Raw genomic sequence first — 24,419 nt, 5'->3', positions numbered from 1 at the left:
TAATAAAATTGAGCTTGAGGTAAATAAATGCCTTCTCCATTCCCAGGAATGAACCCGTATTTAGAACATCCTGATTTATGGCCGGGAATACATGGCAGAATCATAGTAGCGATCGCAGATTTTTTGGCTCCTCAGTTACGTCCTAAATATTTTGTAGCGATTGAAGAAAGAGTTTATCAAACTAATGATGATAATAGACTTTTAGTAGGTATTCCTGATGTAGTGGTAAAACGACAATCCTCAGAAATCAATCCACAGAATTATACTGTCGCTGTAGCTACACCTACTACCAAACCTAAAGCTGTCACAGTTCCTTTACCAATAGCTGTGAAAGAAAGATATTTAGAAGTGCGAAATGTAGAAACTAAAGAAGTAGTGACAGTCATTGAAATCATATCCCCAAAAAATAAGCGCACAGGTGAAGGACGCAACGCATACGACAATAAAAGGCAGCGAGTTTTAGGAAGTGCAACTAATTTGGTAGAAATAGACTTGTTGCGTACTGGAGAAGCAATGTTAGTTTTTGGCGATGATATACAAAGCGATTACCGAATTTTAATCAGTCGCGCTCAAAATCGTCCTCAAGCTGACTTATACGCTTTTAATTTACAAGATGTTATTCCCTCTTTTCCTTTACCTCTCAAAACAGAGGAAAATGAACCTTTAATTAAACTACAAAATCTATTAACCGAAATTTATGACCGGGGTAGTTACGATTTAGTCATAGATTACAATCAAGCGCCCTTCCCACCGTTGTCAGAAGCAGATGCAGCCTGGGCAAATGAAATGTTACAAACCAAAGGATTACGCACAATAGCCCACAGTCCAGAAATCCCCAATTAAAATTTAAAGTTAGGGTTTCTCTGAAATTAAGACTCATGACATTTTCTGCTCGTTTGCTTTTGCTTTGTAGCTTAGTTAGTACGTTGGGACTAGCATCAGCACTGCCAAACTTAGAAATAGCTAATGCACAAACCGCCAACTGTCCTACTCCGGCTTTAAATCGCTTTCAACGTCATAAAGTGGCGCGTGGCGAAACTTTAGAAAGCATCGCCCAAAGCTACAATCTCGCGCCTGAAACACTGATTGTCATGAACCCAAATGTGAATAATGGCCGTGTGAGTGTGGGTAGTGAACTGCAAATACCACCTTATAACGGAATTGTGGTGGAAGTTCCGACTGGACAAAGTTGGCGAGAGGTAGCAACAAAATATAAAGTTCGTCCTGATGCGCTGTTTGAAATTAATGGTTGTCAAGCAAATCCAAAAATTGTCTTTGTTCCTGGGTTAAATTGGTTGCCAAATCCACCGCAAACTACATCGCTGATACCAACAAATTCTAATACACCAACTCGTGCAGCTATTAGCGGCTATCCTTTAGAGCAGGCTACAACGCTGGGGTTGGGTTATGGTTGGCAAATTAATCCTCGCAACAAGGAAGTATTTTTTCACAGTGGTGTAGATTTGTTAGCTGCTGTGGGTACTCCGGTAGAGGCGATCGCACCTGGTACTGTAGTATTTGCTCAAGAGCAAGGTAGTTATGGTCAATTGGTGATTATTAACCACAGTGGTGGATTGCAAAGCCGCTATGCTCATCTTGCTAGTATCAAGGTTAAGGTCAATCAGCAAGTTAAAACAGGTGATGTATTAGGTACGGTGGGAACGACTGGCGAACCGACAACTCAACAACCACACCTTCATTTTGAAATGCGTTCTAGTTCGTCCCAAGGATGGGTGGCGCAAGATCCCAAAAGTTATTTGAAGAAGTGAAGATTCTGAGTTAGATAAAATTGGCAATTAGTTCGGTTGTTTTCACAATGTGCATTCCAGCCTCCGCAAATCTCGCAAAAGCTGCGTCTGCTTGTTCGGTATAGTCTACAACACCAGGAACGACAACCGGGGAAGAAGAATCTTCTAAGAGATAAACTTTTTTCGCCAGGGTAGCATCTACCTGTTTAATTTCTGTTAATAAATCATCTATTGTCCAAGCAACACAATGGCTTTTGGCTTGACCACCGATAATCACAACATCAAATTCTAAAAGTTGCTTGATTAGTTTAGTATTTTTGTGGGCAAGGGGAGCTTGATCAAAGCCTATCAAAACTTCAGGACGCAATATAGAATAATTTTCTGTTAAAGCATTCTCACCTTTAAGTTCAAATTGAGTCTGACTTTGCCGCGCCATACAATGGAAAAATATTGCTTCTTCCACAGCCGAAACTAAAGCATGACCAATGCCACCCAAAATAGAATGGTAAGGCCAAACAATTAGCGGATATTTACCATCTTGACTGAGTTGTTTAACGTAGTGATAGGCTTGTTTTTCTAATAATTTATAGTTGCCATGAGTAATGCTATGGGCAACTGCGGGGTTAACTTGCCAAACACCTTGTTCAATATCTGCGGGAGTGATATTAGTGGCGGCTGGTATCGGGTGTTGCCCTTGAGAATTCACCCAAAAAATCGGGTGAAAAATTTGCATTGCTGTATGTGTATCGAGGGTAGGAATGATTGTGGTAATTGTGCCTAAATTGCGATAGATAAACTCACATAATCTTTGATTATCTTCTACGGCTGCATTACCAGATTTACCACCGACAAATAATTCAAATCCGGGAATACAAAAGGTATTCTGCACATCAATTAATAGTAGGCAAATGCGAGTTTTGTCGGAAGCTGATGGAGGAATATTATATTGTTTTGTCCAAGTTTCGGCGGCGCTTGCACATTCTTGGTAAGGGACGCGCCATACTTCGCCAACTTTATCAGGGTTAAAGTGCGGGGGAATAGGTAGTGTATGTGGAATTGTATTCATAGTTTAGCTGGTGGTAGTTGCTGGCGATCGCATTTCTGCTGCTGTGATAGCCGAATCTTGTCAGAAAGTCAACTAAGAACGAACCACAGAGATAAGTTGCTCCCGTGTCTACCCTGTCTACCTTGTCTTCCTGAAGTCTCTTCTTCATTTCTCAAATAGGACTGCTATATAAACTACCACTTATTGGCTGCTCTACTTCTAATCAATATAGGTTGGGGAATAGTTGTAAATTTATCAACTGACCCCAAGGAATAATCATCTAATTTAAAATCGGCAAAGGGCTGATTGATTAACCGATATCTAAGGGCTTCATCAACAATTACGCCTTTAGATTTCTTGCGTACACCAATAATGATGATACTGCTTTGATAATCCGTTATATCTTGATTAGATGGACATTTACCGCGCTGAAATTGCCCAAGATTTAATAAGCGATAACCTTTGACACTGGATGTATTTTTAAATAATTTTTGGGCTAATAATTGAATTTGCTTGGCACGTTCGAGAGCGAGACGCTGGGCAACGGCTAAATTACCTTCACAAGTTGCTGTACCCACAGAAATAATTTCTGTAGGGTATTCCATAATTTTCTGAATACTTTCTTGTTCAAGATTTAACTTTAAAAAATCAACACTTACAACTTGGTCATTGTATTGAATTTGAAAATTACTATTTAATAGCCATTTATATTCTGTTGATAAAATAGCAATGCTGAATTCTGCGGTTTTACCTTGACTATCTCTACCTTCTTGATAGCCAAAAAACTCGATTTTACCTTTTGTTTCAGGGGCTTGAGTTTGGGTAATGAGGGTAGAAATTTTAGGCGATCGCATCCCCAAAGCCATCACACCAATTAAACTTAATGACACTATTAATGCGGCTAAAAATGCAATTAAAGGCAGTTTATCTCCTATTTCTGTTTTGGCAACTGTAGGAGAAAAATGTTTTTCTTGCAGATTACTAGTGAGATTTAACTGAACATACTGTTGTTCAATTTCTCCCAACTGCTGCAAGATTTCTTGAGCATTATTGGGTCTATCTGTAATTTTAGTTGCCATTAACCAGTCAACTAAATCTAACAATCCTGGTGAGACATGAGAGGCAAAATTTCGCCATTGCAGCAATTTTTTCTGCCCATCATACATATCTAAAGGATGTCGCCCAGTTAATAAAAATGTAAAAGTGCGTCCCAAAGCAAAAAAATCTGATTGTGGTACGGCTTGACTTTGCATTTGTTCTAAAGCACCGTAACCTGATGAAATAATTGATGTCATTTCACCACTATGATTAAATTGGGACAGATATTGTTTGCTGACTTCTTTAGATGTGCCGAAATCAACTAAAACTAATTGTCCGTTAGAACGCAGTTTAATATGAGATGGTTGAATATCTTGATGCAGATATTGTTTGCTATGTACCAAATTTAAAATTTCAGCTAATTGTTGCAACCATGCAATAGCTTGGGTTTGAGAAATAGGACGATATTGTTGTTGATTCATCCACTGTTCTAAATCCCAAGCATCGATTTTTTCCCTTGCTGTGCAGTGTAATATCAAACCATCGCGCGTTTGATATTGAAAATAACCATCAACTTTGGGAATTCCGGGATGATGCAACTGTCCTAATACAGCAGCTTCTTGTTGAAAAATTTTAATAGCGGCTGCATCATTTGACAGTTCCTCTCTCAGTACTTTGAGGATTTTTGGCGTATCGTTTGTGTGTGCTTCATAGACTTTGCCAAAGCCAGTTTTGTCACTCAACAAGCGAATGACACGGTAACGCCCCGGTAATTCTAACGGAGAACCACAACTTTGACAGAAGCGGTGTTTATCGTTATCTTGATTGTTCGGTTTGGGACAAACTGGATTTATACAAAGGCTCATGGGAAGTCAGAAGTCAGAAGTCAGAGGTCAAAAGTCATTTGTCAAAAGTCCAGAAATTTTTGACAAATGACTAATGACAAATGACCAATGACAAATTACTCATTTACACTCTGCTAAAAAAGCAGCCACAGTCCGGTTAAATGAGTCGGGTTCAGTCAGAAAAGGCCAATGATTTCCCGGAACTTGACACAGGCGTAGGTTTTTCAGATTGTTTTTGTAGGGTTTTAATTGCCATTCTTGGCGGTTGAGACCTTTATCTGACTTGACAAACAAGGCGGGTGTATCGATGGGGCGGGTAAAGCCCGGTACACGCATCACATCTTCAAAAATGCCATCACGGGCGGCTATGGTGAACTTACTACCCCAACTCCCATCAGGTTTTTGTTCGATTCCAGCTTGGAATACCTGCTGTTGTAGTTCATTCCAACCTTGATATTGGTTTAATTGTCGGGCGAGTTGTTCGGCTTCTGCATAACTAGCAAATGGCCCCATACCTTTGAGAAAGGATAAAAAGCGGTATAAGAGGGGAAAGGTCGCTTTTAAGAATTCGGGCATTTTCCAGATGAAAATCGGGTCAACCAAGACCATACTCCGCACTCGCTGGGGGTTTTGTCTAGCCCAGATTACAGCTAATTTACCAGTCCAGGAATGACTTACAACATGGGCGGAAGACCATCCTAATTTATCCATGAGGGCTTCGAGGTCAGCGATCGCACTTTCAAAGCTATAATCTTTTTCTGGCTTGCTGCTTTCACCATGACCCCGCATATCTGGCGCAACTATGTGGTAATCTGTCGCTAAATATGCACCCAAGCTAGACCACACAAGTGCATGGTCGCCTAAACCATGTAACAACAACAAAGGTTCTTGACCTTGATTCCACTCTAAATAAGAAAGTTGAATATCAGATTTAACTAAGGTTTGCCGTCTAGAGATCATCGTCAATCTACCTTTGGAGAGATAGCTTTGCGATTATATAGTACTGCGAAAAGCTCTACCTACCAAAGATCAGCCTGAATAGTTAGGTAAACCTAGCCGTCTCCAGCACCAAATTTCATCACCTATACGGAGTCATCCATTGCTTACATAACTTTATATAACGCTTTTAGTAACCCACCCCCGATAATTGCTTGCTATGTCATACTAGGAAGTGAGAGTTAATTCGGCGACCGCGTTTGTTTTTATTATTGACAGGCATTTTCCTTTTGGTATTTACAGACTTTTCTCCGAAACCTAAATCTCTACACATCTATGATTTCGGAGACAATCTATGTCAGTTTATGTAGGCAATCTTTCTTATGAAGTTACAGAAGATAGTCTGAGTGCAGTTTTTGCAGAATATGGCTCAGTCAAGCGTATCCAGTTACCTACTGACCGTGAAACCGGTCGGATGCGCGGTTTTGGTTTTGTGGAAATGGGTACAGATGCTGAAGAAATAGCAGCTATTGAAGCCCTTGATGGTGCTGAATGGATGGGACGTGACCTGAAAGTGAATAAAGCTAAACCAAAAGAAGACCGAGGTTCATTTGGCGGTGGTAATCGTGGGGGTTACGGTGGACGGAACCGTTACTAAAGCTTTATCAAATTAGCTCTTTCAGCTAACCCATTAATCCAGCATCCGAATTGCATTTAGTACCGGCTTAGGCAGAAATGCTTGAGCCTTTTTAATATAAAATCTGGACTGGAAAATCAGCTAATACCATTTTGGATTTTAGATTTTGGATTGAGAAAGTGTTTACTGGTAAACTTTTGGGCAATCCATTTGTCGCAATCATTCTCCAATTTGGTATAAAATCTAATTTCTGGAGTTCTCTATGTCAAACTCAACCCCTCCTGTTGAGCCTGCTGTTTTAGTCACCATTATTGGTGAAACTGTCCTCAAAGACCGGATTGTTAAGCTTCTCAAAAGCCATAACGTCAGTGGCTATACAATTAATCAAGTGCAAGGTGAAGGCGGTCACGGAAGACGCTTGTCAGACTTAGCAGGCTACAACACTAATATTGAAATCAAGACCATAGTTTCATTAGAAACATCAGATGCAATTCTGTGTACGCTAAAAGATGAGCAAGGTCAGCACGCTTTGATTGCTTTTCGCCACAATATAGAAGCCTTTTATTGATTAAATTTTTCTTTTATTCAACCCCGGAAAGTGCTAGGAAATTCGTAACCTTGATATGACTAGCTTTAATATTTAGATAGCTGAAGTCATGCACAGTAATATTACAGAATAATCTTTTCCTCAATAAACAATTGCCAGGTGTATCAAGTATGGAAACTACTGAAAGCTTAATTCCCGAATTTGAAAAATTATTTAGACAAAAATTACAACTAAATAATTGTAAGCTCAGAAAAAAAAGGCAAGAGAACAATTATGAAATAATTACTCCTGCTAAAGACATTTTTTTGATGTACTGGAGTAACTTCCCAGAAATTAAGTTGGTATATCAGGCGGTAGGAATACGCACACAGCAGACTGTAGTTTACGAGCGAGCAATTCGCGCTCATATTGATTTTTGTGTGAGCAGCATCTAGGCAAGTATGACCATGAGTACTGAATCAGTAAGCTAAACACAAAACAATTCAGCGTTCTTCTAGTTTTAATTTAAATAGCAATCCACCCAATTGATTTTAATAGGCTGCGGGTGTTTAGATCCCCGATTTTTTGAAAAAGTCGGGGATCTATTAACTATTATGATTTGTGTGGCGGACTAATAATTATCGATGCAGCACCGCAACACCATCAGAAATGGCTCACACCAAATCGATATGAAGAAGCATATAATTAGCCGACAAAGGTTTTCACTGAGCTGGTTTATATGCTTTACCTAGTAAAACACTGAAGATATTTTAAACAGGCATAATCTGAACAATCAGTGCGCGTTTATCAAGCGACTGGACTTTACCAGCTTGACCCAAATCATTGACAATGCGGTCTAGCATATCCCCAGCTTGCTGACGATATTGGTTTTCTCGACCTCTTAAACGAATCGCAAATTTTACTGAATCGCCTTTACTTAACCACTGAAGTGCTTGACTAATACGCAAATTATAATCACCCACACCAACATTAGGACGGAACCGAACTTCTTTTACAGTCGATCTAGCACTTGAACCTTGGCGTTTCTTCTTTTGATACTGAAGTTTGCCATAATTGAGAATCTTTGCTACTGGAGTATCTTCGTTTTGGGAGACTATTACTAAGTCAAGCTCAACACTTTCGGCTAACCTGAGAGCCTCAGAAGTGGATATCAAACCACGATTGTTATTTTCATGGTCAATCAAGAAGACTTGAGGTGACTTGATTTGCGAGTTAATTAGCTGCTTTTGGACTACGATAATTTTTTCCTCTCAATTATTCAACGACTTTGCTTTGCAAGTATTACTAAGGTAGCACAAGTACTATCTCTGTTTCTTCAGCCATCTGACAGAAAATACTGAATGTTGATTTGCTATAGAATCTTAGTTTATTCTGGCAAGTTATCTGTGTTGAGTTCTCCACCAGCATCTACTGTTCCTGAATCCTTGACATCGCTGCTTAATACTTCTTTAGTAAAATATTTTAAAGTTGAAGCTAAAGCTAATTGAGCAGCTACGTTATAAGCAAGTTCTTGAGAAATTTCTGGTTGTTGTTGTAATAATAACTCAACAAAGCTTTCAAAATCACGCATTACAGAATATCTGTGTAATGCTGCTTTTTTATCGATAAGATTAAATTTTTCGTCAATTTTCTCTTTAGCTTCTTTTTCTGCTTCCTCAACAGAATTAGCAAATCCAGTGTTATGACACAGTTCGCCATAAATCTTATAGTAATAAGCTTTGCGGCTTAATGCTTCCTCTGCAATGATGACTGAATGAAATTTGTATTCAATTCTGTAATTATTGGGTTCCATAAATAAATCTATAATTTTACATAATTAACGAAACATTCTTGGGGCGCTACGCTATAAGCTTATTTTTACTAAACACAATTTTTATGGCACAAATTTAAATCTCATCTTCCAGATTAACATGAGATTTAAAAACTTTACAGAATATATTTATTCAACTTGATTTAATTATTTCCTGTTGAGTTTTTCTAATAAAAATTTCATCGTTGCATTCGCCAAATTTTGATACTTTTGTCACTACTACCACTAACTAAAGTTTGGGCATCGGGACTAAAAACTACAGAATAAACAGTCGTAGTATGCCCTGTCAGTGTTTTAATTAATTTACCATCATTCAAATTCCATAATTTAATTGTTGTATCACCGCTACCACTGGCTAAAGTTTTACTATCTGGGCTAATGGCAACAGCAAAAACTGCGGCATTATGACCTGTAAGTGTCTGAATTAATTCCCCTGTTGTTAAATTCCAAATTTTAATTGTTTTATCATTACTACTACTGACTAAAGTCTGTCCATCTCTACTAATAGCGAGAGAAATCACAGCATCATCATGAGCAGAAATTGTCTGAATTAGTTCACCAGTGGCTAAATTCCAAAGTTTAATGGTTTTATCATTACTACCACTAACTAATGTTTTGCCATCAGGACTAATTGCTAATGACATTACAGAACTAGTATGGTTGCGAAGAGTCTTAATTAACTGACCAGTTTTTAAGTTCCACAGTTTGATAGTTTTATCACCACTACCACTAGCTAATGTTTGTCCATCGGGTGTAATGGCTATTGACCAAACTGCGCCTTCATGTCCTTTAAGCATGTGAATTAATTGCCCATTTGCCAAGTTCCAAATTCTAATGGTTTGGTCATTACTGCTACTAGCTAAACTTTGATTATCTGGACTAATAGCTACAGCAATTACACCACTGTTGTGAGCAGATATTTCCCGAATTAAACTGTTATCTGCTAAGTTCCAAAATTTAATGGATCTGTCACTACTTCCACTCACTAAAGTTTTACCATCTTGAGTAATTGCTAAGGTTTTAACGTAGTTGGTGTGAGCGTTAATAGTTTTGTCTAGTTGCAGATGTTCTATTCGATTATGATGTAGAAATGACAGTTTTGGTAATTGAGATAAACCATAACTCAATACTCCACCAAAAAATAAGAGAGTCGCAAAAGTGATGATTCTAGGAAATCTAGAAGTCTGGGTGGTTTTGGGTATGCTTGCCTGTTCTAGTTGGATTAGCTGCTGTAAAATAATTTCCGCAGTTTGTGGTCTATCTGCGGCTTTTCTTGCCATTAAGTTATCTAATAAATCGGCAAATTTTGGTGACACATTGGCAGATGAACGCCAGTTTAAAACATCTTCACGGGCATTGTAAAATCTCAGTGGATATTGTGCTGTGAGTAAATAAACAAAAGTCCGTCCAATGGCGAAGAAATCTGATTGGGGTACAGCTTGACCACTGGCTTGTTCGGTTGCAGTATATCCGGCTGAAAATACTGCTGTAATGCGATTACCTTCGCCTAATTTGGCTAAATAAGTATGGGTAGAATCTCTCGCAGTGCCGAAATCAATTAACACTAATTGACCATTATTTCGCAGCATAATGTTGGCTGGTTTGATATCACGATGAAACCAACCTTGACTATGGACTATATTTAATATTTCTGCTAATTGCTTTAACCAAGCGATCGCCTGTTTTTCTGTAATCGGCTGATAACTTTGTTGTTGTAACCATTCTTCTAAATTCACCCCATCAATTTTCTCCATTACTAAACAATGGAGTTTGAATCCATTGCTAGTTTGATATTGAAAATAACAGTCAATCTTAGGAATTCCGGGATGGTTTAATTGGCTTAAAACATTTGCCTCTTTTTGAAAAAGTTCCACTGCTTTCGAGTGGTCGTTGAGATGTTCTTTCAAAACTTTGAGAATTTTTGGCGTACTCCTGCTATAGACTTCATAGATTTTGCCAAAGCTAGTTTTATCGCTTAACAGGCGCATGACCCGATAGCGGTCTTCGAGAAGTATTTGGGAACCACAACTTTGACAAAAGCGGTGATGATCATTATCCGGGTTTTCTGGATTAGAGCAAAAAGGGTTGATGCACAGGCTCATATCAAGCTACAGGCAGAATGTATCAGTAGTATACGTTGTGTTGAGTTAAGAGTTATTCTCTTTAATTTACTTATCACCCCAACTCAGTGTTTCTACGCTATAAATAAAAATAATGGGGACTAAAAAACTAAGAAACACTCTGCGACAATCTCTGTCTGTCTTTCGCTACAGTGGACGGGCGATAAATTTAGTGTGGACTACCAGTCGTGGTTTAACGCTGAGTTTGGCGACGTTAACTTTAGTAGCTGGACTTTTACCAGCTGCGATCGCCTACATTGGTAAACTGATTGTAGATGCTGTGTTATTGGCGGCGCAAGGTAATGTCGTCGGTGGTTATCACCCTTTATGGTATGTTGGCTTAGAAGCGATCGCAGTTATTTTATTAGCTGGTAGTCAGCGCGGTTTGCTTGTTTGTCAATCTTTACTGCGGGTTTTACTTGCTCAACGGGTAAATGTTCTCATCTTAGAAAAAGCCCTGACTTTAGAACTGCATCAGTTTGAAGACTCAGAATTTTACGACAAACTGACCAATGCTAGGCGCGAAGCCTCAGTTCGTCCCCTTTCTCTCGTCAACCGCACATTTGGCTTAGTCCAAAACGCCCTTTCTCTCGTTACCTACGGTGTATTGTTAGTCAAATTTTCCATTTGGGCTGTCATAGTTTTAATCGTAGCAGCCATGCCTGCGTTCATTGCCGAAACTAGATTTGCAGGTGAAGCCTTTCGCTTATTTAGTTGGCGTGCGCCAGAAACTCGTCAACAACACTACATCGAAAATCTCTTAGCACGAGAAGACTTTGCAACCGAAATCAAACTCTACCAGCTAGGAGAAATGCTGTTAGCACGTTACCGGGAAGTTTTTCATCAACTTTTCGGCGAAGACAAAGACTTAACTCTGCGCCGGGGGCTGTGGGGATATCTACTGAGTTTAGTCAGTACCATTGCTTTTTATATTGCCTACGCATGGATAGTTTTAGAAGCAGTAGCGGGAAAAATTTCCTTGGGAGATATGACTATGTATCTCACCGTGTTTCGTCAAGGACAGTCTACTTTTTCTAACGCCCTGACTTCCATTGGTGGGATGTACGAGGATAATTTATATTTATCTAACCTCTACGACTTCTTAGAAGAAAAAGTTACTCAGCCTTGGGGTTATGCTACCAAAGGTTTATCGCCTCAAGATGGGGTTCGCTTTGAGAATGTATCTTTTACTTATCCTGGTAGTAATAAACCAGCTTTAAAAAATATCTCTCTACATTTAAAACCAGGAGAAAAACTCGCAATTGTTGGTGAAAATGGTTCCGGTAAAACTACTTTAATTAAACTGCTGACTCGACTTTACACCCCAGATTCCGGGCGAATTTTATTAGATGGTTTGGATTTACAAGAATGGGATGTTGATATTTTACGGCGGCGCATTGGTGTGATTTTTCAAAACTTTGTGCGTTATCAATTTACAGTGGGTGAAAATATTGGTGTTGGTGACGTTAAAAATCTCGAAGATAAACATCGTTGGCAAATTGCAGCCCAAAAAGGATTAGCCCATTCTTTTATTGAAAAATTACCGCAAAGTTTTCAAACTCAACTTGGTCGCTGGTTTAAAGGTGGACAAGAATTATCTGGCGGACAGTGGCAAAAAATTGCCCTTGCTCGTGCTTTTATGCGTACCCAAGCAGATATTTTAGTTTTAGATGAACCTACATCGGCTATTGATGCTCAAGCTGAATTTGAAATTTTTAATCATTTTCGCACATTGACGGAAAATCAAATGGTGTTTTTGATTTCTCACCGCTTTTCTACTGTCAGAATGGCTGACAAAATTGTGGTGATTGAACATGGCGAAGTCAAAGAACAAGGTACCCATCAAGAGTTACTGAAATCTGGGGGAATCTATGCCAAGTTATTTTTGTTGCAAGCAGCCGGATATCAGTAGATTTATAAACCCTTTCTCAATCCACAACGGTATAAACTTGATTATCAAAAGATTAAATCAGGTTAATGGTTAGTTATTATTTTTTACATTCACTGGTTGCATGAAATGATTTGATGATAAATAGTCAACATAATTTCCTCTAGAATTTCAAGCGATCGCCTAGATAGATATTCAAGCGATCGCTCTTCATTTTAACTATTTAGACCTACATAAAAATAGTTAAATATTAGCAGTAATATAACAGTAAAATGTAAGTTTATTTGTGAAATAAATATTAAATTTACAAAATGTGTCATGTTTTAGAAAACATTTAGAGAAATTTATGTTTGTTAGTAAATCTATTGGGGAATCTTAACTGTAGAGACATCAGTAAGTAGCTACAGAACCATGAATGCAGACGAATACATTCTCAAATTACCAAATATAGCCCTAAGAAGTAGAGAATTACTACCCGAACAACCAGGAATATATTATGTTGTAGATGAAAGTAATGTGATTTGGTATGTAGGAAAGGCAAAAAACTTACATAACCGTTGGTTAGGAGATAACCATCATAGACTTGATCAGTATAAGACAGCACGATTTGTATACAGACTTTTGCCATAGGGCTAAGCTGTTAAGCATTTAAATTGGGTATAATAAAAAGCTGAATTCAGTAAAAAAATGGAATAATGCCAGCAAAAAATCATTTAACTTCTCAGCAAATAGAGAAACTACAAAAAGCCTTAAAACTGGAAGAAAATGGAGAAATAAGTTTCTCAAACTAGAATCTCAAACCGTCACAATCTGGCTCACAGAGTACAACATTCCTCCAGTTGATAAAGTGCTGGGGATTTTGTTAAGCTTTGTTTCTAGTGCCAGTTGAAAAGATAATTGAGCAATATTTTCAAAAATTGCAAGAAAGTAAAAATACTCGCTTTTTTGATTAATAAGTCTTTTTTTCACTGTGAGATGGGATTAAAATAGTTAGACTCTCACGACTTGACTTGCTCTAGCTTCTATTAGGCTTGGTGTCCACTGTTGAGATGTTTTGAGCGTTTGATTGAACATTTTATTTGGGTGCAAAATAATGCTCAAAAATAAACCTGAAATGCAAAATATTGCTATTTTGAGCATTAAATGAGCATTTTAGGGACATATTAGGCTGAAACTGTTGAGTTAGCACACTTATGACAAAGCCAGACTGGTTGCGAGTTAAAGCGCCTCAATGGGAGCGCGTTGGTAACGTTAAAGAAATTTTGCGGGATTTAGCACTCAATACAGTTTGCGAGGAAGCATCCTGTCCCAATATTGGTGAGTGCTTCAATGCTGGTACTGCCACTTTTTTGATTATGGGGCCAGCTTGTACCCGTGCTTGTCCTTACTGTGACATTGATTTTGAGAAAAAACCAAAACCTTTAGACCCTACAGAACCAGCCAGATTAGCCGAAGCTGTCCGCCGTATGAGGCTAAATCATGTTGTGATTACTTCTGTTAACCGAGATGATTTACCTGATGGTGGTGCTTCGCAGTTTGTGGAGTGCATTACGGCGGTGCGGAATGTGTCACCTCACACCACAATTGAGGTATTAATTCCTGATTTATGTGGTAACTGGGATGCTTTGGCAATAATTCTACAAGCTAACCCAGAAGTAGTTAACCATAATACAGAAACGGTTCCCCGCCTGTATCGTCGGGTGCGTCCCCAAGGAAAATACGATCGCACATTGGAATTATTGCAGCGATCGCGGCAAATAGCACCTTGGCTCTACACTAAATCTGGCATCATGGTGGGCTTGGGCGAAACCGATAGCGAAATTCGCCAAGTGATGCAAGACCTACGGGCAGTCGATTGTGATATTTTGACAATTGGGCAATATCTCCAACCCAGTCAAAAACATTTGCAAGTCGATGCCTTCGTTACTCCAGAACAATTTGCTGCATGGCAAGCCTTTGGTGAAGAACTCGGATTTTTGCAAGTCGTTTCTTCTCCCCTAACCAGAAGCTCATATCATGCAGAACAAGTCCGGGAATTAATGGAACGTTATCCCAGACGAGTGCTGAGTGCTGATAAATCAGTTATCAGTCATCAGTAAACAGGGAGTAGACTTGATAACTGATAACTGATAACTAATAAAAGTGGTGCAAGAAACTACCATTGCAATTTTAGGTGCAGGTGCTTGGGGTACAGCTTTAGCAAATCTAGCAGAGGCCAATGGTCACAAAGTTAGACTATGGTCACGTCATGGCACAGAAACACTAGAAGCTGTTCTCCAAAATGCTCAAATAGTGCTATCTGCTATTTCCATGAAAGGGGTAAGAGATGTTGCTTTGCAAGTAAAATCTTGTCCCCTTTCACCAGAAACAATTTTTGTCACAGCAACCAAAGGCTTAGAACCACAAACCACTGCTACGCCGTCACAAATTTGGCAAGCTGCATTTCCTGATCATCCAGTAGTGGTATTATCTGGCCCGAACTTATCAGCAGAAATTCAACAATCATTACCAGCTGCAACCGTAGTGGCCAGCAACATCACCACTGCGGCGGAAAAAGTGCAGTTAATATTTTCTGCGCCACGTTTCCGAGTTTATACAAATCCCGACCCTCTGGGTGTGGAATTAGGGGGAACCCTCAAGAATGTGATGGCGATCGCATCTGGTGTCTGCGATGGCTTAAAATTGGGAACCAACGCCAAAGCCGCTTTAGTCACTCGTGGACTCACAGAAATGGTTCGCATCGGCAATTTTTTAGGTGCGAAAACGGAAACTTTTTATGGTTTGTCTGGTCTGGGAGATTTGTTAGCTACCTGCAATAGTCCTTTGAGCCGTAACTACCAAGTCGGCTATCAAATGGCTGGTGGTCAAACCCTGACAAATGTCCTCGCTAATTTGCCAGGAACGGCCGAAGGAGTTAATACTTGCCAAGTTCTGATGCAGTTAGCCAAGCAGCAAAATATTTATATGCCAATTACAGAGCAAGTTTATCGCTTACTCCAAGGTGAAGTTACTCCTCAACAAGCACTTGATGAATTGATGTTACGAGATATCAAGCCGGAATATCACTGAGTGAGTCAAAAGTAAAAAGTTAGAGGTAAAGGAGATTACATGGAACTTTCTGTTATGCTTTTTCTCCCTGTACTACTGAGTATTTGAGAGATTATTCGCAAAATTGATTGTGATACCATAAATTCAACCTGAAGCATGAGTTTTTCTTATGGCTACCTTAAGAGACATTGAAGCAGCCATCAAACAATTACCTGAAAGTGATATCCGCCAACTCTCTGTGTGGCTACAAGAGTATTTGGATGAGATGTGGGATCAGCAAATTGAAACAGATGTAGTGTCAGGAAAGTTGAATAAGCTGATTGCTAAAGCAGAGGCCGATATTACAGCTAACAGAGTGATGGATCTTGATGAAGTCCTTCACAACCCCTGACTTTTGGCAAGCATAAGCAAAATTAGCTCCAGAAGTGAAGGAACAAGCAAGAAAAGCATATCAACTTTGGCAAGAAAATCCTGTGCATCCTTCTTTACACTTCAAAAAAGTAGACAAGAATCTATGGTCTGCGCGTATTAGTGGTGGTTATCGCGCATTAGCTTTGAAAAAGGGCGACGATTATTATTGGTTCTGGATTGGTAATCATGACGAGTATGAAGCTCTGCTGAATTAGGCGATAATTTCAGCTATCAATTACAGATAATACTCAACCGAGTTTGGTAGCGAGTTGAGGCGGCTACATTAAATATAAGAATAATGTCCAGGGTGCGATCGCCCAAAATTGGTGTAGCAACCTGACTGGGATGAAAGGCTATTCATCATTACTTTTTCCTCGGTTGCCTACTTTGCCTGTCTAAACTCTGCCTTTGTTTTACTTCACATATTCCCGAAAAATCCCTAGACAGAAAATACTAAATCGTCAGGAAATTACTTTGATAACCATGTAGATATGACTAACCCAATGTTAAACATAAATTTACTGACAGATGTTTATACCAGTTAAAAAAGTAACACTTAATACATATTACGTCGAAATGCTGATCAGGTAGCTCAGAATTTAAAGCTTATCTGTAGATTTGAATAGCTATTGGTTCAATCAAATGTTCAACGGCCGAAGGATTTCGGCATTAATGTTGGAAACACTAGTGCAGTTTTTGAAAAAAAATTGTATTGGAATCCTCTACCGTGTTATTTCATCGCAAATCACGGGAACAATAGCAACAGTTGATTTTGATTAGCTGACCCTTCGGGGAACGCAGTCGCCTACGGAGGTTGTGTCCTCCCGCCGCGCTGACTCACCGTAATCTATTGTTACCTGGAGCCATTGAGACGATATGCCAGCAACATCTTTTTACCCGGATGCCGCCTACAATTCCCAAAAGTCCCGCCAGGTTTTAGACCCAGATATCACGGTTGACGACGGTGATTTATCGGTCGAAGAGCTTCACGATTTGGAGATAGTTTCTGTTGACCCTGCTAGTTTTGGCGCAAATACTAATCGCCGCAGTACAGACCTGGTACGTCTATATCTTCAGGAAATTGGACGAGTCCGGTTGTTGGGGCGTGATGAAGAAGTTTCAGAAGCTCAAAAAGTTCAACGTTACCTACGGATGCGGACAGTACTTGCCAATGCAGCCAAGCAAGGTGATGCTGTAGTTGAGCCTTACTTGCGATTAATCGAAGTTCAAGAGCGTTTAGCATCGGAACTTGGCCACCGTCCATCATTAGAAAGATGGGCTAATACTGCTGGTGTGCAAGTGTCGGATCTCAAGCCGATTTTGTCAGAAGGTAAACGCCGTTGGGCAGAAATTGCCAAAATCACAGTCGAAGAATTGGAGCAAATTCAATCTCAAGGACTGCAATCTAAAGAACACATGATCAAGGCGAATTTACGTCTTGTGGTTTCTGTTGCCAAGAAATACCAAAATCGTGGCTTGGAATTATTAGATTTAGTCCAAGAAGGAACTCTTGGTTTAGAAAGAGCCGTAGAAAAATTTGACCCCACTAAAGGTTATCGCTTTAGTACTTATGCTTACTGGTGGATTCGTCAAGGGATTACAAGAGCGATCGCAACTTCTAGTCGCACAATTCGCCTCCCAGTTCATATTACAGAAAAATTAAACAAAATTAAAAAAGCGCAACGCAAAATTGCTCAAGAAAAAGGTCGGACTCCGACTTTAGAAGACTTGGCAATTGAATTAGAAATGACACCATCTCAAGTTAGAGAAGTGTTGTTGAGAGTGCCGCGTTCTGTTTCTCTAGAAACCAAAGTCGGTAAAGATAAAGATACAGAGTTAGGAGAATTGCTAGAAACCGATAGCGTGACTCCTGAAGAAATGTTAATGCGAGAATCTTTACAAAGAGACTTGCAAAATCTGTTAGCTGATTTAACTAGCCGCGAGCGAGATGTCATTCTGATGCGGTTTGGTTTAGCTGATGGTCATCCTTATTCTTTAGCCGAAATTGGCCGCGCCCTGGATTTATCACGGGAACGAGTACGCCAAATTGAATCGAAGGCTTTGCAAAAGCTCCGTCAACCCAAGCGTCGTAATCTCATCCGCGACTATCTAGAGTCTCTGAGCTAATTGATGTATGAAGTGTAAAGTGTGTAGACGCGCTTTGCGCGGCTTCCTGTTCGCGTAGCGTCTCCCTTGGGGAGAAGGGCAGTGTGACGTATGAAGATGAAGTTTTATCCTTCATTCTTTACACTTCTATAGATTTTTGACTTTGGATTCTTCCGTTTTAGCACAGTTAATTTGGATTTTAGTGCTAAAAATTCTCTATCTTATGAAAAACTTTTGCAGCTAGTCTTGGCTATACTGCCAGACACTGCTGCTGAATTGTCCGAGAGTATGGGATCGCCACTCAAGTGGGGATTTGAGAACTTTACGGATTATTTATGGGAACTTAACAAAGATTGTCAATAAGCATTGTTTGTTGCAAATTGCTCCGAACATTTGTTATATTCTCAACTAATAGGCTTTGTTGAGAAAAATTAGTATGACTGTCTACACAACTACTTCACTCAAAGCAGAGTTAAATGAAAGAGGCTGGCGTTTAACTCCCCAACGAGAAACAATTTTACACATTTTTCAAGAGTTACCACAAGGTGAACACCTCAGTGCCGAGGATCTTTACCATCGATTAGAAACCGATGGCGAAGGTATTAGCCTTTCAACTATCTACCGGACGTTGAAGTTGATGGCACGGATGGGCATTTTGCGGGAATTAGAATTAGGCGAAGGTCATAAACATTACGAAATTAACCAACCTTACCCGCACCATCACCACCATTTAATTTGTGTCCGGTGCAACAGTACAATTGAGTTTAAAAACGATTCGATTTTAAAAATTGGTGCGAAAACTGCTCAAAAAGAAGGGTTTCATTTACTCGACTGTCAAATGACCATTCATGCAGTATGCCCCAAGTGCCAAAGGGCATTAATGCCGCTATAGCATTGGGGCAGGATAACCAAAGAATTTTGGATTTTGGATTTTGGATTTATCAATCAGCTAATCTAAGACTCAATTGGTGATAGACCAAAAAAATCTAAAATTGGCAGAGTTATCGGAGGGAAGCAACCTATTGGGGATTCACATCGACAAGCCATAGCGGATGTTAAAAGCGTCCGCTTCTAATATCACTAAGACTGACACCGTAAAATTCTTGGGCTTGCTTAATGGCTTTTCTTGTGTCTTCTGCCATAACACCATTGAGCTTTCCTTTATAAAAGCCCTTGTCTCGCAGCCGTCGTTGAATTTCTAAAACACTAAAGTCGCTCTTGGGCGCATTGCTCACCTTACTGTATAACCTAGCTCTGGTGGTAGGGCCAGCAACTCCACTGGCGGCTAAGTAATTATCAGCTTGGAAGCGGCGTACAGCATCGGAAGTATAAGAACCAAAGTAGCCGTTTGGTTCTCCCTGTAAGTATCCGGCTTTAATTAATTGTTCTTGCAGCATTCTCACGGCTTCACCGCGATCGCCCATGCGAAGATTATCTTTATCAGCTGCACGTCTTGGGGGAGCATCTTCACCATACCCTACACCGCTTCCTGGCAGTTTGCTGATGGTTGCTGGGCCAACAATCCCATCAACGTTTAGTTTATAGGCTTCTTGGAACCGCTTCACCGATTCTTCGGTAATGGGGCCAAATATCCCTGTCGCATTTCCGTAGTAGTAACCTGCTACCCGCAATTTTTCTTGCAGAACTCTCACTTGTTCCCCTTCATCACCTCTCATCAGGTATTGAGAATTACTGCGTTTGGTAGCTTGGGTTGTGGTTTTGTTGACTGATGTACTAGATGTACTAGCAGGCGCAACTCTTGTGGTTTGAGTTGTCCGCACAACCGTTGGTTTTTTTGCTTGGTTAGTTGCAGATGACTTACGCCAGTTGTCTAGTTTTTGGATGGCACTTGCACCCATCACACCGTCAACAGGCAAACCCGCAGCTTTTTGGAAGCGTCGGACAGCTTCTTCTGTGGGAAAATCGTAAACTTGCGTGATGGGTGCTTGATAAAAGCCTGCTTGTTGGAGTTTTTGTTGCAGACTTCTCACAGACGGGCCTTGATCTCCTCGCTCTAGAGCCAAGACACTATTAACACTACTGAGAATAGACAAGGTAAGCGCCAGAGGTAACATATACTTCCAAGCCTTACCAGAAAGTTTACTCCAGTCTGGGGCTGAGGCTTTGTTTAATAAATCACTCAGCAACACCAAGTCACTGGATTCACAGTCTTCATAGGCGAAAGCTAGGTGCAAATATGCAAGGTTGTCCATAGTAGATTCCTACACCGTTGATTTGTCTGGAATATATTTTTCTTCGATGGCTGCTTCTGCTTGATGTACTAAATTTCTTAAATTTTCCAGTGTCAGTATATCGACATTCTCCCATAAACCACGCTGGTGTGCTTCAAGTAATCTTTCCGCAATATCACGCAACGCATGAGGATTATTGTACTGAATAAATTCGGAAACGGTAGTATCAAATAAATAAGACTCCGCTATCCCTTGATACATATAGTCTTCTACGCATTTGGTCGTGGCATCGTAGGCGAATAAAAAATCAACAGTTGCTGACATTTCAAAGGCACCTTTATAACCGTGGCGCATAACTCCGGCAATCCACTTAGGATTAATCACACGGGAACGATACACTCGCGCAATTTCTTCTTGAAGTTTGCGGATGCGGGGATTAGCGGGAATAGAATGATCACCGAAGTAAATTTGCGGATTTTTGCCTTGCAAAGAACGGGCAGCAATTGTTAAACCACCTTGAAATTGATAATAATCATCAGAATCGAGCAAATCATGTTCGCGGTTATCTTGGTTTTGCAGAACAATTTGCATTTGCTGTAAACGTTGCCCAAATGCTTCTGGTGCAGCAATTCCGGTAAGTTGGCCCTTTTCTTGATTGGCAGTAATGCTGCTGTAGGCGTAACAACTCCAGTTGATGTAGGCGCGGGCTAAATCTTGGTCATCAGTCCAATTTTGCGATTCAATTAAACCTTGGAGTCCTGCACCGTAAGCACCGGGTTGAGAACCAAAAATGCGATAACGCGATCGCAACTTGGCCTCTGATTCTGGTAATCCTTGCGTCACCCAATACTGTGTATCTTGCTGTACTTGCACTGCTAAGGGATTTTCCTCTGGCGATTCATCTAAGTCGGCGACTGCGATCGCTGCTTGTTCAAATAAGTCAATCAGATTGGGGAACGCATCACGGAAAAATCCAGAAATTCTTAAGGTAACATCTACACGGGGACGACCCAAAATCGACAAGGGTAAAATTTCAAAATCGATGACTCGCCGCGCTGCACCATCCCACACAGGACGCACACCCAATAAGGCTAAAGCTTCGGCAATGTCATCACCACCAGTCCGCATGGTTGCTGTCCCCCACAAGGATAATCCTAGTGTTTTGGGATACTCTCCATGCTCTTGGGTGTAAGTTTCGATTAAGTTCTCGGCTGCTTTTCTACCGACATCCCAAGCTGTTTCAGTGGGTAAGGCGCGGATATCTACTGAGTAAAAGTTTTTACCTGTGGGTAAAACTTCTGGTCTGCCGCGTGTGGGTGCGCCGGAAGCACCACTGGGGACGTATCCGCCATCAAGTCCATGTAGTAAGTTGGTGATTTCTGCGGGGGTTTGTTGGAGGGCGGGGAGGAGTTTGGTGTTGATCCAGTGAAGAGAAGTGCTGAGTGCTGAGTGCTGAGTGCTGAGTGCTGAGTGCTGAGTGCTGAGTTGTTCTATGAGTTCTGCGGCTTGTTGTTCTAGGAGTTCGACTACATCGCCGATGGTGCGACAGGAGTTAAGTTTCGCGCAGAGGCGTGGAGGCGCGGAGTGAGATAAAGGGAGGGTGAATAAGGCGCTGAAGTTGTCGGTGAGGGGGTCTATGTCTAATCCCCAGGCTTGGGATAGGGCGCGGGTGATGCCGATGGAATGGCGGTTGGGGATGCGGGCGATCGCAACTATTAAGTCGCTTAGTTGTCTATCTTGGGGACATTGCCCGAATATATGCAAGCCGTCGCGGATTTGGGCTTCTTTGAGTTCGCATAGATAACCATCAAGTGAAGGCAAAAGTGAAAAGTCAAAAGGCAAAAGTGATGGGTCTTGTTGAGGAGTATTTTCTACTTTGGTGGTGATTCCTAAGTCGAGGTGGAGGTTTTCGTTGATGACGAGTTCGCGGATGCGATCGCGGATGGCGGGTAATCTTGAAGGGTCGAGACTTTCGGCTTCGTAAAATTCATCAATTAAGTTTTCTAATTGTTGCAATGCCCCATACAATTCTGCACGAGTCATTGGTGGTGTGAGGTGGTCGATAATCACCGCTTGGGCGCGGCGTTTGGCTTGGGAACCTTCACCCGGATCGTTGACAATAAAGGGGTAGAGGTGAGGCATTGCACCAAAAGCAACTTCGGGATAACAATCGCTGGATAAAGCTAAACTTTTCCCTGGTAGCCATTCCAGGTTGCCATGTTTGCCAAGATGTACCACAGCATCCGCACCAAAGTATTCTCTTACCCAGTAATAAAAGGCTAAATAAGTGTGGGTTGGTTCTAAATCTGGGGCGTGATAATTCAAACTAGGGTCGATATCATAACCCCGCGCTGGCTGAATCCCAATGAAAATGTTGCCGAGTTGGATTCCGGGAATGGGAAAAGGAGAATGGGGGTAAGAAATTTCTTCTTGATTCTCTACTCCCGACTCCCCACTCCCGACTCCCCACCGTTCCTTAATACCTTGTTTAACTGATTCTGGTAATGAGGCGAAATATTCCTGATATGCTTCATTTGAAAGACTCTGCTGAATTGGACGCAATTCTCTGGCTTCGGGGTCATTGGTTACGCCATCTGTAAGGCGTTTGATTAATTCGTTACCATCTTTGGGTAAATCATTTACTGCATAACCAGCGATTTGCAAAGCTTTGAGAATTTCTACGCAACTAGCTGGAGTATCTAAGCCAACACCATTGGCAAGGCGACCATCACGGTTTGGGTAGTTAGCCAAAATTAGGGCAATGCGCCGTTCTTGGGGTGGTTTAGTTCTGAGGCGTACCCAGTTAGCAGCAAGTTGAGCGACAAAATCAATGCGATCGCTCACTGGTTCATAAACAACGACATCTGTTTCTAGGTCAGAATTGCGTGTTTGCAAAGCTTTAAAAGATACTGCGCGGCTGATAATTCTGCCGTCTACCTCTGGTAGTGCCACATTCATCGCAATATCACGGGGAGACAAACCTTGGGACAGCGACTCCCACTGTTCCACCGAACCACCACTGAGAATTACTTGTAAAACTGGCACATCTAATTTTTGCCAAATCTCTGTTTCGGGCGCTTCTGTGTCTAAACGTGCCAGAGAAAAACTAGTAGTGTTCAACAGGATGGCAATTTGTTCAGCATCTTTTGGCTGGAAAACTTCACTCAATTCATCTTGTACACTGGGGTCACGTAATGAAGAAACAAACACTGGCACTGGTTGTAAGTTTCTGTGCGCTAAAGCTGTACACAAGGCATCAATTACATGAGTATTTCCCGCCAGATAATGAGCGCGGTAGAACAAAATACCCACTTTGGGAAGTGGAGGATGGGATGGGGTGCAGGGTGCAGGGGGCAGAGGGGAAACACTGAAAGTCAAATTTCCCCCTTGCTCCCTGCTCCTTGTCTCCCCTGCCTCTTCTCTCCACTCATACAACCCCACACGAGGAACAATTTGCGGCGGAAGGGATTGAAAGGATGTTTCTAAACAAGTGTCAGCAATAAATTGCAAAGCATTAACAAAATTATTAACACCGCCTTCATTGAAGTATTGCCAGACTTGGTTAACAATCTCTACAGGTACAGTAGATTGGGCAATTAATTCTGGGTCAAGGGCATCATCCCCTGGCATTACAATTAAGGTTGTACCGTTACGTTGTACAATTTCCTGCACCACTTCTAAACCGTAACCCCAATATGCACGTCCGCCTAAAAGACGTAAAATAATTACCTTGGCGAGTTCCAAAACTTGCTCGCTGTATGTATCAATAGTGATTTGTTGTTGTAATTGCAATAAGTTAGCGACTCTTAATGCAGGAAAATTCGTCGGTAATTTGGTAACTGCTGCTGCCAAAGTTTGAATGTCAGTATCCGCAGCCGTAATAAATACAAACGGTGCTGGAGTTTGTTCTAAAAACATTAAACTTTCTGACTGATTCCATCCGACTGATTTAGCATTTATTCGGTGCATGATCCCGCCTTACCGTCTTAAACTGTTGGTTAGAACACGATTTAAAGAACATTTCAGCCTAGCACAGCCAGTTGCTAAA

General features: G+C 40.8%; 22 protein-coding genes. 13 read left to right on the top strand and 9 right to left on the bottom strand.

Annotated elements, in window-relative coordinates; translation table 11 throughout:
* The first annotated feature begins 27 nt into the window (after positions 1-27).
* Both H6G74_RS05310 and H6G74_RS05305 read left to right on the top strand, forming a co-directional pair.
* The gene (locus H6G74_RS05310; protein ID WP_190966677.1) at positions 28-843 is read left to right on the top strand and encodes a DUF4058 family protein; all 816 of its coding nucleotides are present in this window, start codon (positions 28-30) and stop codon (positions 841-843) included.
* A 35-nt stretch (positions 844-878) separates the two neighbouring features.
* Positions 879-1,769 (top strand): LysM peptidoglycan-binding domain-containing M23 family metallopeptidase, encoded by an 891-nt coding sequence (locus tag H6G74_RS05305; RefSeq protein ID WP_190966676.1) that lies wholly within the window; start codon positions 879-881, stop codon positions 1,767-1,769.
* 10 nt (positions 1,770-1,779) lie between these two features.
* On the opposite strand, the gene H6G74_RS05300 is transcribed toward H6G74_RS05305, so the two are convergent.
* The 4 genes from H6G74_RS05300 to H6G74_RS05285 all read right to left on the bottom strand — a co-directional run bounded on the left by H6G74_RS05300 (position 1,780) and on the right by H6G74_RS05285 (position 5,636).
* Positions 1,780-2,814: an isochorismatase gene (locus H6G74_RS05300; RefSeq protein ID WP_190966675.1), complete on the bottom strand. Its 1,035-nt coding sequence runs from the start codon at positions 2,812-2,814 to the stop codon at positions 1,780-1,782.
* The gene (locus H6G74_RS05295; protein WP_190966674.1) at positions 2,771-2,962 is read right to left on the bottom strand and encodes a hypothetical protein; all 192 of its coding nucleotides are present in this window, start codon (positions 2,960-2,962) and stop codon (positions 2,771-2,773) included. Before H6G74_RS05295 ends, H6G74_RS05300 begins: the two co-directional genes overlap by 44 nt.
* A 25-nt stretch (positions 2,963-2,987) precedes the next feature.
* Positions 2,988-4,697 carry a serine/threonine protein kinase gene (locus H6G74_RS05290; RefSeq protein WP_190966673.1) on the bottom strand — a complete coding sequence of 570 codons (1,710 nt, stop codon included), beginning with the start codon at positions 4,695-4,697 and terminating at the stop codon, positions 2,988-2,990.
* Between the two features lie 99 nt (positions 4,698-4,796).
* On the bottom strand, positions 4,797-5,636 hold the full coding sequence (locus H6G74_RS05285) for an alpha/beta fold hydrolase (RefSeq protein WP_190966672.1): 840 nt from the start codon (positions 5,634-5,636) through the stop codon (positions 4,797-4,799).
* A gap of 331 nt (positions 5,637-5,967) precedes the next feature.
* Here H6G74_RS05285 and H6G74_RS05280 point away from each other — a divergent pair, with 331 nt between their 5' ends.
* The 3 genes from H6G74_RS05280 to H6G74_RS05270 all read left to right on the top strand — a co-directional run bounded on the left by H6G74_RS05280 (position 5,968) and on the right by H6G74_RS05270 (position 7,230).
* A complete protein-coding gene (locus H6G74_RS05280; protein WP_190966671.1) occupies positions 5,968-6,270 on the top strand; it encodes an RNA recognition motif domain-containing protein in 303 nt (100 codons plus the stop codon).
* A 241-nt stretch (positions 6,271-6,511) separates the two neighbouring features.
* A complete protein-coding gene (locus H6G74_RS05275) occupies positions 6,512-6,817 on the top strand; it encodes a P-II family nitrogen regulator (protein WP_190966670.1) in 306 nt (101 codons plus the stop codon).
* Between the two features lie 149 nt (positions 6,818-6,966).
* The gene (locus H6G74_RS05270; RefSeq protein WP_190966669.1) at positions 6,967-7,230 is read left to right on the top strand and encodes a hypothetical protein; all 264 of its coding nucleotides are present in this window, start codon (positions 6,967-6,969) and stop codon (positions 7,228-7,230) included.
* A 315-nt stretch (positions 7,231-7,545) separates the two neighbouring features.
* Here H6G74_RS05270 and infC read toward each other — a convergent pair whose 3' ends face one another.
* From infC to H6G74_RS05255, 3 genes are all read right to left on the bottom strand, one after another.
* Positions 7,546-8,013, bottom strand: coding sequence for a translation initiation factor IF-3 (gene infC / locus H6G74_RS05265; RefSeq protein WP_313888457.1), 468 nt, complete (start codon positions 8,011-8,013; stop codon positions 7,546-7,548).
* 149 nt (positions 8,014-8,162) lie between these two features.
* The gene (locus tag H6G74_RS05260) at positions 8,163-8,588 is read right to left on the bottom strand and encodes a hypothetical protein (RefSeq protein ID WP_190966668.1); all 426 of its coding nucleotides are present in this window, start codon (positions 8,586-8,588) and stop codon (positions 8,163-8,165) included.
* A gap of 197 nt (positions 8,589-8,785) precedes the next feature.
* On the bottom strand, positions 8,786-10,708 hold the full coding sequence (locus tag H6G74_RS05255; protein WP_190966667.1) for a serine/threonine-protein kinase: 1,923 nt from the start codon (positions 10,706-10,708) through the stop codon (positions 8,786-8,788).
* Positions 10,709-10,820: 112 nt separating this feature from the next.
* On the opposite strand from H6G74_RS05255, the gene H6G74_RS05250 reads away from it, so the two are divergent.
* The 8 genes from H6G74_RS05250 (at position 10,821) to H6G74_RS05215 (ending at position 19,071) form a co-directional block, all read left to right on the top strand.
* Positions 10,821-12,638: an ABC transporter ATP-binding protein gene (locus H6G74_RS05250; protein ID WP_190966666.1), complete on the top strand. Its 1,818-nt coding sequence runs from the start codon at positions 10,821-10,823 to the stop codon at positions 12,636-12,638.
* Between the two features lie 387 nt (positions 12,639-13,025).
* Entirely contained in the window at positions 13,026-13,244 is a 219-nt protein-coding gene (locus H6G74_RS05245; protein WP_190966665.1) for an excinuclease ABC subunit C, read from the top strand.
* Between the two features lie 563 nt (positions 13,245-13,807).
* Complete coding sequence (lipA, locus tag H6G74_RS05240; protein ID WP_190966664.1) at positions 13,808-14,713, top strand: lipoyl synthase; 906 nt, start codon at positions 13,808-13,810, stop codon at positions 14,711-14,713.
* A 46-nt stretch (positions 14,714-14,759) separates the two neighbouring features.
* Positions 14,760-15,683 (top strand): NAD(P)H-dependent glycerol-3-phosphate dehydrogenase, encoded by a 924-nt coding sequence (locus H6G74_RS05235; RefSeq protein ID WP_190966706.1) that lies wholly within the window; start codon positions 14,760-14,762, stop codon positions 15,681-15,683.
* 148 nt (positions 15,684-15,831) lie between these two features.
* The gene (locus tag H6G74_RS05230; RefSeq protein ID WP_190966663.1) at positions 15,832-16,053 is read left to right on the top strand and encodes a hypothetical protein; all 222 of its coding nucleotides are present in this window, start codon (positions 15,832-15,834) and stop codon (positions 16,051-16,053) included.
* A 34-nt stretch (positions 16,054-16,087) separates the two neighbouring features.
* Complete coding sequence (locus H6G74_RS05225; protein ID WP_313888454.1) at positions 16,088-16,288, top strand: ParE family toxin-like protein; 201 nt, start codon at positions 16,088-16,090, stop codon at positions 16,286-16,288.
* A gap of 661 nt (positions 16,289-16,949) precedes the next feature.
* A complete protein-coding gene (gene sigC, locus H6G74_RS05220) occupies positions 16,950-18,200 on the top strand; it encodes an RNA polymerase sigma factor SigC (RefSeq protein WP_190590036.1) in 1,251 nt (416 codons plus the stop codon).
* Positions 18,201-18,615: 415 nt separating this feature from the next.
* Positions 18,616-19,071 (top strand): Fur family transcriptional regulator, encoded by a 456-nt coding sequence (locus H6G74_RS05215; RefSeq protein WP_062295370.1) that lies wholly within the window; start codon positions 18,616-18,618, stop codon positions 19,069-19,071.
* 163 nt (positions 19,072-19,234) lie between these two features.
* Here the strand turns inward: H6G74_RS05215 and H6G74_RS05210 are convergent, their stop codons facing one another.
* Both H6G74_RS05210 and cobN read right to left on the bottom strand, forming a co-directional pair.
* On the bottom strand, positions 19,235-20,392 hold the full coding sequence (locus H6G74_RS05210; protein ID WP_190966662.1) for a peptidoglycan-binding domain-containing protein: 1,158 nt from the start codon (positions 20,390-20,392) through the stop codon (positions 19,235-19,237).
* A 9-nt stretch (positions 20,393-20,401) separates the two neighbouring features.
* Positions 20,402-24,340 (bottom strand): cobaltochelatase subunit CobN, encoded by a 3,939-nt coding sequence (gene cobN, locus H6G74_RS05205; RefSeq protein ID WP_190966661.1) that lies wholly within the window; start codon positions 24,338-24,340, stop codon positions 20,402-20,404.
* Positions 24,341-24,419: the final 79 nt, after the last annotated feature.

The sequence above is a fragment of the Nostoc spongiaeforme FACHB-130 genome, from assembly GCF_014698475.1.
In the GTDB taxonomy this organism is placed as follows: Bacteria; Cyanobacteriota; Cyanobacteriia; order Cyanobacteriales; family Nostocaceae; genus Nostoc_B; species Nostoc_B spongiaeforme.
Note: the sequence above shows the minus strand (reverse complement) of the source record. Positions and strands in the feature narration are given on the sequence as shown.

Excerpts from the sequence above, each read along its gene's own strand:
- H6G74_RS05310 (WP_190966677.1), top strand. The coding sequence starts at position 28 with ATGCCTTCTCCATTCCCAGGAATGAACCCGTATTTAGAACATCCTGAT.
- H6G74_RS05305 (WP_190966676.1), top strand. The coding sequence starts at position 879 with ATGACATTTTCTGCTCGTTTGCTTTTGCTTTGTAGCTTAGTTAGTACG.
- H6G74_RS05300 (WP_190966675.1), bottom strand. The coding sequence starts at position 2,814 with ATGAATACAATTCCACATACACTACCTATTCCCCCGCACTTTAACCCT.
- H6G74_RS05295 (WP_190966674.1), bottom strand. The coding sequence starts at position 2,962 with ATGAAGAAGAGACTTCAGGAAGACAAGGTAGACAGGGTAGACACGGGA.
- H6G74_RS05290 (WP_190966673.1), bottom strand. The coding sequence starts at position 4,697 with ATGAGCCTTTGTATAAATCCAGTTTGTCCCAAACCGAACAATCAAGAT.
- H6G74_RS05285 (WP_190966672.1), bottom strand. The coding sequence starts at position 5,636 with ATGATCTCTAGACGGCAAACCTTAGTTAAATCTGATATTCAACTTTCT.
- H6G74_RS05280 (WP_190966671.1), top strand. The coding sequence starts at position 5,968 with ATGTCAGTTTATGTAGGCAATCTTTCTTATGAAGTTACAGAAGATAGT.
- H6G74_RS05275 (WP_190966670.1), top strand. The coding sequence starts at position 6,512 with ATGTCAAACTCAACCCCTCCTGTTGAGCCTGCTGTTTTAGTCACCATT.
- H6G74_RS05270 (WP_190966669.1), top strand. The coding sequence starts at position 6,967 with ATGGAAACTACTGAAAGCTTAATTCCCGAATTTGAAAAATTATTTAGA.
- H6G74_RS05260 (WP_190966668.1), bottom strand. The coding sequence starts at position 8,588 with ATGGAACCCAATAATTACAGAATTGAATACAAATTTCATTCAGTCATC.
- H6G74_RS05255 (WP_190966667.1), bottom strand. The coding sequence starts at position 10,708 with ATGAGCCTGTGCATCAACCCTTTTTGCTCTAATCCAGAAAACCCGGAT.
- H6G74_RS05250 (WP_190966666.1), top strand. The coding sequence starts at position 10,821 with ATGGGGACTAAAAAACTAAGAAACACTCTGCGACAATCTCTGTCTGTC.
- H6G74_RS05245 (WP_190966665.1), top strand. The coding sequence starts at position 13,026 with ATGAATGCAGACGAATACATTCTCAAATTACCAAATATAGCCCTAAGA.
- lipA (WP_190966664.1), top strand. The coding sequence starts at position 13,808 with ATGACAAAGCCAGACTGGTTGCGAGTTAAAGCGCCTCAATGGGAGCGC.
- H6G74_RS05230 (WP_190966663.1), top strand. The coding sequence starts at position 15,832 with ATGGCTACCTTAAGAGACATTGAAGCAGCCATCAAACAATTACCTGAA.
- sigC (WP_190590036.1), top strand. The coding sequence starts at position 16,950 with ATGCCAGCAACATCTTTTTACCCGGATGCCGCCTACAATTCCCAAAAG.
- H6G74_RS05215 (WP_062295370.1), top strand. The coding sequence starts at position 18,616 with ATGACTGTCTACACAACTACTTCACTCAAAGCAGAGTTAAATGAAAGA.
- H6G74_RS05210 (WP_190966662.1), bottom strand. The coding sequence starts at position 20,392 with ATGGACAACCTTGCATATTTGCACCTAGCTTTCGCCTATGAAGACTGT.
- cobN (WP_190966661.1), bottom strand. The coding sequence starts at position 24,340 with ATGCACCGAATAAATGCTAAATCAGTCGGATGGAATCAGTCAGAAAGT.